Source organism: Pseudomonas sp. S36, from assembly GCF_016647875.1.
GTDB classification, from domain to species: domain Bacteria; phylum Pseudomonadota; class Gammaproteobacteria; order Pseudomonadales; family Pseudomonadaceae; genus Aquipseudomonas; species Aquipseudomonas parafulva.
Window position 1 is genome coordinate 24,362 of sequence record NZ_JACVVG010000046.1, and the last position, 10,406, is coordinate 34,767.

7 protein-coding genes are annotated in these 10,406 nt (G+C 62.3%); 1 reads left to right on the forward strand and 6 read right to left on the reverse strand.

What is annotated here, in order from left to right:
• Positions 1 to 5 precede the first annotated feature (5 nt).
• The 4 genes from IAE36_RS20015 to IAE36_RS20030 form a co-directional block, all read right to left on the reverse strand.
• Positions 6 to 740, reverse strand: a complete 735-nt coding sequence (locus tag IAE36_RS20015) for an amino acid ABC transporter ATP-binding protein (RefSeq protein ID WP_060482759.1) — start codon at positions 738 to 740, stop codon at positions 6 to 8.
• Positions 737 to 1,408: an amino acid ABC transporter permease gene (locus tag IAE36_RS20020; protein WP_033727986.1), complete on the reverse strand. Its 672-nt coding sequence runs from the start codon at positions 1,406 to 1,408 to the stop codon at positions 737 to 739. The genes IAE36_RS20015 and IAE36_RS20020 overlap by 4 nt, the downstream gene beginning before the upstream one ends.
• Positions 1,409 to 2,155 carry an amino acid ABC transporter permease gene (locus IAE36_RS20025; RefSeq protein WP_201214201.1) on the reverse strand — a complete coding sequence of 249 codons (747 nt, stop codon included), beginning with the start codon at positions 2,153 to 2,155 and terminating at the stop codon, positions 1,409 to 1,411.
• Positions 2,156 to 2,297: 142 nt separating this feature from the next.
• Positions 2,298 to 3,215: a glutamate/aspartate ABC transporter substrate-binding protein gene (locus IAE36_RS20030; protein WP_028633256.1), complete on the reverse strand. Its 918-nt coding sequence runs from the start codon at positions 3,213 to 3,215 to the stop codon at positions 2,298 to 2,300.
• Between the two features lie 342 nt (positions 3,216 to 3,557).
• Between IAE36_RS20030 and IAE36_RS20035 the strand changes: the two genes are divergently transcribed.
• Positions 3,558 to 7,679 carry an NEL-type E3 ubiquitin ligase domain-containing protein gene (locus IAE36_RS20035; protein ID WP_201214203.1) on the forward strand — a complete coding sequence of 1,374 codons (4,122 nt, stop codon included), beginning with the start codon at positions 3,558 to 3,560 and terminating at the stop codon, positions 7,677 to 7,679.
• Positions 7,680 to 7,713: 34 nt separating this feature from the next.
• Here IAE36_RS20035 and glpD read toward each other — a convergent pair whose 3' ends face one another.
• Both glpD and glpR read right to left on the reverse strand, forming a co-directional pair.
• Entirely contained in the window at positions 7,714 to 9,243 is a 1,530-nt protein-coding gene (gene glpD / locus IAE36_RS20040; protein ID WP_201214205.1) for a glycerol-3-phosphate dehydrogenase, read from the reverse strand.
• Positions 9,244 to 9,454: 211 nt separating this feature from the next.
• The gene (glpR, locus tag IAE36_RS20045) at positions 9,455 to 10,210 is read right to left on the reverse strand and encodes a DNA-binding transcriptional repressor GlpR (RefSeq protein WP_201164930.1); all 756 of its coding nucleotides are present in this window, start codon (positions 10,208 to 10,210) and stop codon (positions 9,455 to 9,457) included.
• Between the last annotated feature and the right edge of the window lie 196 nt (positions 10,211 to 10,406).

Genomic DNA, 10,406 nt, shown 5'->3' on the forward strand with positions numbered 1-10,406 from the left:
CAAAATCAGTGTTGCAGGATCTTGCTGAGGAAGTGCTGGGTACGTTCGTGGCGGCCGCTTGGGTTACCGAAGAAGTCTTCCTTCTGGCAATCCTCGATGATGTGGCCTTTGTCCATGAAGATGACGCGGTTGGCCACTTTGCGGGCGAAGCCCATTTCGTGGGTCACGCACATCATGGTCATGCCTTCGTGGGCCAGTTCCACCATCACATCCAGCACTTCGTTGACCATCTCTGGGTCCAGTGCGGAGGTCGGTTCGTCGAACAGCATGACGATCGGGTCCATCGACAGCGCACGGGCGATGGCTACGCGCTGCTGCTGGCCACCAGACAACTGCCCCGGGTGCTTCTTGGCGTGGGCGCTGAGGCCAACGCGCTCGAGCAGCGCCAGGCCCTTCTTGGTGGCCTCCGCCTCGCTGCGGCCCAGTACCTTGCGCTGGGCAATGGTGAGGTTTTCGGTGATGGTCAGGTGTGGGAACAGTTCGAAGTGCTGGAATACCATGCCCACCCGCGAGCGCAGTTTCGGCAAGTTGGTCTTGGAGTCGGCGATTGAAGTGCCATCCACCACGATGTCGCCCTTCTGGAACGGCTCCAGGGCGTTGACGCATTTGATCAGGGTGGACTTGCCCGAGCCGGACGGCCCGCAGACCACGACCACTTCACCTTTCTTGACGTCGGTGCTGCAGTCGGTCAGTACCTGGAAGTCCCCGTACCACTTGTTGACGTTCTTGATGGAAATCATACGGTGATCCTTTTTTGCAGGCGCTTGACCAGCCACGAAGCGGAGAAGCTGATGATGAAGTACACGACCCCGGCGAAGATCAGGAACTCATGGGAGCGCCCGATGATGTCGCCGTTGGAGCGTGCCGAGTTGAGGAAGTCCACCAGGCCCACCGTGTAGACCAGCGAGGTGTCCTGGAACAGGATGATGCTTTGTTGCAGCAGCAGCGGGGTCATCTTGCGAAACGCCTGGGGCAGGATGATCAGCCGCATGGTCTGGCTGTAGGTCATGCCCAGCGCCTGCGCGGCGCCCATCTGGCCCTTGGAGATCGACTGCACGCCAGCCCGGACGATCTCACAGAAGTAAGCGGCCTCGAACATCATGAAGGCGACCACGCAGGAGGTGAATGCACCGATCGGGGTGTCTTCGCCGGTGATCCAGCGCAGCACGAACGGTACCGCCAGGTAGAACCAGGTGATCACCAGCAGCAGCGGGATGGAGCGGAAGTAGTTGACGTAGGCCCCGGCCACGTTGGCCAGCAGCTTGTTGGACGACAGGCGCATCAGGGCCAGCAGGGTGCCCAGCACGATACCGCCTACAACGCCCATGACCATCAGTTCGAGAGTCATGGCCATGCCGTCCCACAGGGCAGGCAGGGCAGGGATGATGCCGCTGAAATCCATGTCCATTTATTTACCCCCCACGGAGATCAGGCCAGGCACGGCGACTTTTTTCTCGACCAGACGCATCAGCAGCATCAGGCCCATGTTCAAGGTGAAGTAGATCAGGGTGGCCAGGGTGAACGCTTCGAACAGGTTGGCCGAGAATTCGGCGGTTTGCTTGGTCTGCGCCAGCAGCTCCATCAGGCCGATCAGCGAGGCCACGGAAGAGTTCTTGAACACGTTCAGGAATTCCGAGGTGAGCGGCGGGATGATGATGCGGAAGGCCTGGGGCAGCAACACATTGGTGTAGATCTGCGACAGGCTGAAACCCATGGCCCGGGCTGCGGATTCCTGGCCCCGTGGCAACGCCTGAATGCCCGTGCGAACCTGCTCGCACACCCGTGCGGCGGTGAACAGGCCCAGGCACACGATCACGCTGATGAGCGCGGAGGTGGTCGGGTTAAGATCCTGCTTGAACCATTCCTGCAAGCCCTCGGGCAGCAGGTCGGGTACCAGGAAGTACCAGATGAACAGCTGCACCAGCAAAGGCACATTGCGGAACAGCTCGACATAGGCGGTGGCAATGCCGGACACCAGGCGGTTCGGCACGGTACGCATGACACCCAACACCGACCCCAGCAGCAAGGCGATGATCCAGGCAGAAATGGCGATGGCGATGGTCCACCCCAGGCCGGTGATGTACCAGTCCAGGTAGGTTTCGCTGCCCACGCCGGTGGACTTGAAGAATACGCCCCAGTCCCAGTTGTAATTCATCGGGATTTCCCCTCAGACGGTTGTTTCACGGGCACCTTCCAGCATCCGAGAGCGCAGGGCCCTCGGATGAAAGGTTAGACACTAACGGGGGGCCTGCAGGTTTAATTGGCGCTGTGCAGCGCTGCAGGCCCCAGGCTGGGGGTCAGGACTGTTTGTCGTCGGCCGCTTTGTCAGTAGGCTCGGCGATCAGTTTTTTCAGCTCATCGCTCATCGGGAACTGCAGGTTCAGGCCCTTCGGCGGGATCGGCTGTTGGAACCACTTGTCGTAGCTCTTGTTGACTTCGCCCGACTTGAAGTAACCCACGATGGCGTCATCGACTGCTTTCTTGAAGGCCGCGTCATCCTTGCGCACCATGCAGCCGTAGATTTCGTACGACTGCGGGGTACCGGTGATCACCCAGTCTTTGGGGTTGCGGGCCTTTGCCATTTCACCGGCAAGCAGGGCGTCGTCCATCATGAAGGCCACCGCACGGCCGCTTTCGAGCATGTTGAAGGCTTCACCGTGGTCCTTGGCGGAAATCACGTTCATCTTCATCTGCTTGTCGGCGTTCATGGCCTTGAGCAGGCGCTCGGACGTGGTGCCAGCGGTGGTCACCACGTTCTTGCCCGCCAGGTCAGGGAAGTCTTTGTACGCAGGTTGACCGTCTTTCACCTTGGTCAGCAGGCGCGTGCCCACTTCGAAGATGCCCACGGTAAAGCCGACTTGCTGCTGGCGTTCGACGTTGTTGGTGGTGGAGCCGCATTCCAGGTCGACGGTGCCGTTCTGCACCAGCGGGATGCGGGTCTGGGAGGTGACCAGGTTGTACTTGACCTTGATGTCCGTACCCAGTTGCTTTTTCAGGGCATCGACAACGGCCAGCTGGATGTCATGGGAATAGCCCACCGGCTCGGGCTTGCCAGCCAGGTAGGAAAACGGGATGGAGGAGTCGCGATGGCCCAGGGTGATGGTGCCCGAATCCTTGATCTTCTTCAGGGTGCCGGTCAGCTCCTCAGCCATGGCTGGCGAAGCGATCACAGCGGCCGCGATGGCGGCGCCCAGCAATTGACGAACGATACGCATCAAATTTTCCTCGACGTGTTTGTTTTTTTTATGGAGCCGTTGGCGGACTCTTTCGTTCAACGAATACAGCAGCTGCGCGTGCATCCGGTGAATAGAACAGAGCATGAGTCGTGCCAAGCCCCCCAACCGATGGTAGCCCCGCGAAAACGCTGGGCGTAACCCCCACAGGCAGGTTTTCTGCTGATAAAGGTTGATCGGTAATTCGAATGGTTACCCCGTTTTGCGTTCGGTAACCCGAACGAGTGCCTGTGAGTGATGCGTGTTCACCACCTAGCCATAAGTAACACCTGGTGGTGACAACTGCATGGTGTGCTCGGCGTTTTTCTGCGAGGAGCTTACGCCGTGGCCGATACCCTGATCCCTTCCGACTCTGTCGATGCCCTGGTGGCGCGCCAGTTGCCCTCCTGGCTGCGCGGTGTCGATATCGACCTGCTACTGACCTTTCAACGTGCACTGCGCTACCAGCAGGCTGCAGCGGGTAGCGTGCGCAAACGGCTCGACGGCCTGCCTGGGCTGGACGCCTTTGCCCGGCCGCTGCTGGAGGCGGCCCTGAGCGCACAGGGGTTGCCCGGGATCGATGTGCTGGCTGCCCGCGTGGTCATCGAGCAGAAAGTGGCGTTGCCCAGTGCTGCTCCACGCCTGCATGAGCCCCTGCAGACGTTGCGCAGTAGCCAGTCACTGCTGGCGGCTGCGCTGCACAACTTTCACGAAAGTGAAACCTTTGCCGCGTTGCACCGCCGTGCGCACCTGCTCGATGCCCAGGGCCAGGTACTGGCGCTGCCCTTCGAGACGTTCGCGCGCCTGTGCCGGCAACTTGACCTGGGTGGCCAGTATCAGCAACTGCTGCGGGCGCGGTTGTTCCCTAAAAGCCGGCCCCCCGCCCCTGTAGACTTCGCTCAGGTGGCGGTCCGCCGGTCATTCGAAGAGCATCAGCGGGCCGGCTTGGAGGTAGCCGTGCGAATGGCCAGGATCAGGGGCCAGCTGGATGAAGCGCCGTACCTGCGCCTGCTACCGCTGATCGCCCGGCAACCCGTCACTGCTGCGGGGCCAGGGACTGTGATGCCGCGCCAGTTGTACCTGCTGGGCAAGTGCGTGGAAGGGGGGCTTGTACTGGAGCTGCGCGAAACGGCCGAAGGCCCTCTGCAGAACCTGGTCTGCTGGCTGCCGGCAGACCCGGTGCGGGCGATAACCCAGCACACCTGCTGGGACGCGTTGTTCGATGATATGGGCGTGCGCCTGCGCAAGCCAGGGTATGCCCGCTATTTCGCGCGCTTCATTACCGAGCGGGACCGACCTGCATTCACCACCCAGTTGGAGCGCTTGATCAAGACGGGCAACAGCCACCAGCCGCTTGAGCTCGACGGGCGGCACTTTGCAATCGAGGAGCCCGTCTTCGCCTACCTGCGGGGGCGGCTGATGCAGAAAATGCTGGACGATGCCCGTGTGCTGGCTGTGCCTACCGTGGATCAGACCATTCTGGAGCGGCATCAGCGCCTCGAAGCCCTCAAAGGCGCAGGGCTTGAGCTCGTCAACCTGGCAGCGCTGTTCATCCCCGGGCTGGGCGAAGCGATGCTGGTTGCGGCGGCTGCGGACATCGCCGGTGAGGTATATGGCGGCTATGAGGCCTGGCGGCTTGGTGATCGGCAAGGGGCGCTGGACCACGTGTTCAATGTGGCGCAGACCTTTGCCATCGGCGCGTTGCAGGGGGTGGGCCAGGCTGGGGCGGGTTACGCCCTCGAGCGCTTCGGTTTCGTTGATGCCTTGACCCCGGTGTACGAAGGCCAGTGCCGTTTTCGCTTGCGACAGCTGCCCGAGCCGCCCCATTACCTGGATGATGCAGGCGTCCTGGTTCGCAGGTTCGCAGGCGCACTGGCCGACACCTCCGACGATGCCGCCAATGCGTTGCTGCACATCACCGGCCTGACGTGCGAGGGGTTGAGGGGCCTGCACCTGCAGGGCGAGCCGGCACCCGCCCGGTTGGTTGATGCCCATGCACGCAACCAGCTTCACTCCCTTGAACCCCTGCTACGGCCCGCCGCCGTTGAGCGTGCCCTGATGGCGCAGACGCAGGCGCCCAGCCCTGCGGCTGCACAGTTGATGCACACGTTCACCGGGCTGACGGTGCAGGTTGCCGAAGAGATCCTGCACCATGCCACGGGCGAGCAAGTTGCCACGCTGGGCAGCGGCAAGGTGCCGCTCGCCTTGGCCGAGCGGGCCCGCTGGGCGGTGCGGGAAAGCCGGCTGGACCGCGCGCTCATGGGGCTCCAACACGCTACGGCCGTCAATGAGGACACCCTGCGCCTGGCGCTGGCGCTGCTGGATCAGATCGCCCCGTGGATGGAAAGCGTGCGGGTGGAAGTGCGCCAAGGCGAGCCCCAAGGGCGTGTGCTGGCATGCAGAGGGGCGCCGGGTAGCCTGCCCACGTGGGTGATCGTACGGACCAGCGACGGCTTCCATCTTGAAGGGGGAGGTCCCCAGGCCACGGACCAGACCTTGTTGGACTGCCTGCTGATGACGCTGGACGGCCCTCAGAAAAACGCCTTTGGTGGCGCCCAGGCAACTGCGGGCGACCTGGGGGATGGTTTGCTGCGCCAGGCCTCGGTAGACCGGGCCGCGGCAGCGCAGGCGATGGGACTGGCTGCCTTTGGGGGACGCTTCAGCCCACCCAGGCGGCTGCAAGACGGGCGTGTGGGTTACCCGTTGAGCGGCAGGGGGGAGAGCAGCCGACAAGCCCTGCGTTACGGTATCCGTGCCATTTACCCAATGCTCACCGATGCTCAGCTGGATGCCTATATCCAGCGGCTTATCGATCAGGGGGTTGGCTTGTGGGACCACCTGGGTGAGTTGGAAGTGCGTCTTCACGGCTTGCGACAGGCCCTGGTAGCGTGGGAACGTCAGCGCATCAGCTTTCTCGATGGGCGCCGCCGCCGTCGGGTTGCCACACAGATTCGACGGGCCTGGCGACGCAAGACCGGGGAGGGCGAGCGCGGGGACTACGTGCTGCATGTGGTGGACGAACGTGTAGGCAGCCTGCCAAGTTTGCCCGCAGATATCGACTTTCAGCACGTTCGCCGCCTGACGCTACGCAACCTTGGGCTGGAGCAGATTCGCGCGGAGTTTCTGTTGCGCTTCCCCCAGTTGCACGAGCTCGACTTGCGCGAGAATCAGCTCACCCAGTTACCTGCGGGCCTCGAACTGCTCGGGCAGTTGCGCGTTCTGCGGTTGGGGCGCAATCGCATCGCACTAGGCCCCCGTGCCACTGAGACGCTGGGCAGGCTAGCCCAGCTGGAAGTCCTGGACCTCAGTAGCAACCCCTTGGGTTTGATGCCCGACTTGTCCGGTTTGCGGGGGCTGCGGGAAGTTTACTTGCGCGGTACAGGGCTGCAGGAGCTGGGCGACGGTGCACAGTTGCCGTGGCGCGGGCTGGCGGACTTCCGGGAAAACCAGATCCGTGAGGTCAGCGCGCAGCTACAGACGCTGGGTGGCCGGCTGCAGCAACTGTATTTGCATGACAACCCGCTGGATGAGGTCAGCCGACGGTTGCTCAATGAAGCCAGCGGCATGGGGGATGGTGCCGGTCGCGCGTCACCGGTGCACATGATCGCTGACAACGAACTGCGTGATCGCTGGATCGGTCAAGCCACGGCCGAGGTGAGCAGCCGGTATAGGCAGATCTGGGCAGATTTGATCGAAGAACGCGAATCTGCAGACCTGTTCAGGTTCCTCGCCGATTTTGCCGAGTCTGAAGATTTCAACGAACGCGCCCATTACTACCGCGCCAGGATCTGGCGCATCCTCGAGTTGTGCAGCGAAAACACCGATGTGCGTGAGGCCGTGTTCCTGCAGGTGCAGGGCCCACAAACCTGCGATGATCGCTTGCTGTTACTGCTGAGCCAGCTCGAGCTGAGATTGCACATTGCCCTGCACACGGCGGGTATCGGCGAAGCGCAGACTGAATCTGCGCTGGTGCGCTTGGGGCGCTCACTGTACAGGCTGGATGAAGTTGACCGTATCGCTGCGGTTCATATCCGGCAGATGCGCCGAGACCCCTACGCCTTGGTGGATGATATCGAAGTCTACCTCGCCTATCGGGTAAACCTGGCCCAGCGCCTTGGCCTTCCCGTGCAACCGGCCTACATGAATTTTCCCGAGTTCAGTGGCGTCAGCAGCCGGCAAATCAGGCTGGCCGGTGACACGGTTCTGGCGGAGGAAAGCCGCTCAGCGCTCAGTGCTGCGCTGGCGCAGCGAGAATTCTGGCAGGCGTTCGTCCGCACCCGTTATCGAGAGCGTTTCGAGGCGCTGGCAGCGCCCTTTCACGAGAGGCTGGAGGCCTGTGAGCAACAAACGGCGCAAACGGGCGAACAGGCGTATCTGGACCAGGCCGCGACCTTGATGGCTGAACTCAATGCCCAGGAGCAGGCGCTGTACCTTGCCCTGGCCACCCAGGCGAACGAGCGGGGGTAAAGCAAGGGCGGCCGCGACCGGGCCGCCCGAGGGGTCAGGCTGCGTTGCTGTGCAGCTTGACCTGCTGCAGGTAGTCCGCCAGGGCATGCTGTTCAGCCTGAGTGGTGAACAGGCCAAGCTTGGTACGGCGCCAGAGGATGTCGTCGGCGCTGATGGCCCACTCGTTTTCCCGCAGGTAATCCACCTCACGGGTAAACAACCCTGCACCAATCGGCTGGCCCAGGTCCTGCGGGCCCTCGGCGCCCTCCAGCAGCAACCAGGCACGGCTGCCATAGGTCAGCGCCCAACGTTTGGCAATGGCCGGAGCCAGCCAGCCATGTCGGGCCAGCAGTGCTTGCTCCAGTGCGTGCGGGGTGGTCATGCTTTCGCCGCCTGGCAAGGTAGCACTGGCGGTCCAGCTGCCGCGCATGGCACTGAAGAAAGGCTTGAGTTCGGCCATGGCCGATTCGGCCAGCTTGCGGTAGGTGGTGAGCTTGCCGCCGAACACGGACAACAACGGGGCTTCGCCGGCGGTGCCCGACAGGGCCAAGGTGTAGTCCCGGGTCACGGCCGACGGGTTATCCGACTCGTCGTTGCATAGTGGCCTTACCCCAGCATAGGTGCTGTAGATGTCGCTACGGCTGAGCTGATGGTTGAAGTGGGCATTGACGACGTTCAGCAGGTAGTCGGTTTCCTGCTCGGTAATGGCGACCTTTGAAGGGTCGCCGCTGTATTCCCGGTCGGTGGTGCCAATCAGCGTGAAACGGTCCAGGTAGGGGATGCAGAACACGATGCGCTTGTCTTCGTTCTGCAGAATGTAGGCTTGCTCACCTTCGTACAGGCGGGGCACGATCAGGTGGCTGCCCTGGATCAGGCGAATGCCGTAGGGGGCATCCAGCTTGAGGTCGTTCTTGATGAACTTCGCGACCCACGGCCCTGCGGCATTCACCAGCGCCCGCGCACGCACCTTGTGCACGCTGCCGTCGGCATGCTGAACATCCACTTCCCACACACCCTCTACACGCTTGGCACCCAGGCACAGGGTGCGGGTATGGATGTGTGCACCCTGCTCCCGCGCGGCCATGGCATTGAGTACCACCAGGCGGGCGTCGTCGACCCAGCAGTCGGCATATTCAAAGCCCCGCGTGATGGCTGGCTTCAACGGATAGCCAGGGCCAAAGCGCAGGCTGCGCGAAGCACCCAGGCGTTTGCGTTTACCCAGGTGGTCATACAGAAACAACCCGGCGCGGATCATCCAGGCGGGGCGCAGGTGCGGGCGGTGCGGCAGTACGAAGCGCATCGGCTTGACGATGTGGGGCGCCTTGGCCAGCAACACTTCGCGCTCGGCCAAGGCCTCGCGCACCAGGCGGAACTCGTAGTGTTCCAGGTAGCGCAAGCCACCATGAATGAGCTTGCTGCTGGCCGAAGAGGTGTGCTGGGCAAGGTCGTCCTTTTCGCAAAGGAACACCTTGAGGCCACGCCCGGCAGCGTCGGCGGCAATGCCGACACCATTGATGCCGCCGCCGATCACAACCAGGTCATAGCAGTCGGGCAGCGAGGGGCGGGTCGAATCGGGCTGGGACACGGGCAAGGCCTCCTGAAGCAGTTTGCATCGAATATGAACATTAATGTTCGTTTCCGAAAATACTAGCGTAACCGAAGCGCACCCGCCAGTGAGTCTTTATAGAAAAAACTGATCGGATTACAAGAATATGAACATTTACGAACATGCACTGCCACGTGGCGCCGGGGAGGGTTGGCGCCACATTGGCGTGATCGCAGCACAACGGTCGGTGCTACACCACTTCGAGGCGTATCTTGTTCTGACTGAGTAGCTGGGTGAGGGCTGGGGTGGGTGGCTGGTCGGTGACCAGGCAATCCACCAGCCCGATCGAGCCCAGGCGCACCATGGCATTGCGCCCGAACTTGCTGGAATCGGCGGCCAGCACTACCTGGCGTGCGTTGGCGATGATCGCCTGGGAGACCCGCACCTCCTGGTAATCGAAGTCCAGCAGGCTGCCGTCTTCATCAATGCCGCTGATGCCCACCAGCGCAAAATCGACCTTGAACTGGTTGATGAAATCGACGCTGGCCTGGCCGACCACGCCACCGTCGCGGCGTACCGTGCCACCGGCCACCAGCACTTCGAAATCGTCCTTCGCAGCCAGAATGGATGCCACGTGCAGGTTATTGGTGATGATCTTCAGGTGGTTGTGATTGAGCAGGGCGCGTGCAATCGATTCGGTGGTTGTACCGATATTGATGAACAGTGAGGCATGGTCGGGAATCTGCCGGGCCACTGCGTCGGCGATGCGCTGCTTTTCGTCACGCATCTGGTCGGCACGCATGGCGTAGGCGGTGTTTTCGATACTGGAATCGTAGGCCGCTCCGCCGTGGTAGCGCCGTAACAGGTCGAGTTCGGCAAGCTGGTTGATGTCGCGGCGAATGGTCTGGGGGGTGACGACGAACAACTGCGCCATTTCTTCGATACTGACGTAACCGCGCTCGCGCACCAGTTCGAGGATTTGTTGTTGGCGGGGGGGCAGATTCATGGGCGGTCCTTTGGGGCTGCCTGACAAATGCTGCAATGATGCCGTAGGAAAGGGACGACAGCCAGCGGACTATCGGCAAGAGGATTCATCGAGGGTGTAGAGGGGGGGGGCCCCCGCCCCCCCCCCCGGGGGGGGGCGGGGGGGCAACGCCAGTCCCCCGGGCAGAATGGCCTGGGCCTGGTGATCGCCAAGAGTC

Bases quoted from the DNA above. Each gene is read 5' to 3' on its own strand.
- glpR (WP_201164930.1), bottom strand. From the start codon at position 10,210: ATGAATCTGCCCCCCCGCCAACAACAAATCCTCGAACTGGTGCGCGAG.
- IAE36_RS20025 (WP_201214201.1), bottom strand. From the start codon at position 2,155: ATGAATTACAACTGGGACTGGGGCGTATTCTTCAAGTCCACCGGCGTG.
- IAE36_RS20015 (WP_060482759.1), bottom strand. From the start codon at position 740: ATGATTTCCATCAAGAACGTCAACAAGTGGTACGGGGACTTCCAGGTA.
- IAE36_RS20020 (WP_033727986.1), bottom strand. From the start codon at position 1,408: ATGGACATGGATTTCAGCGGCATCATCCCTGCCCTGCCTGCCCTGTGG.
- IAE36_RS20030 (WP_028633256.1), bottom strand. From the start codon at position 3,215: ATGCGTATCGTTCGTCAATTGCTGGGCGCCGCCATCGCGGCCGCTGTG.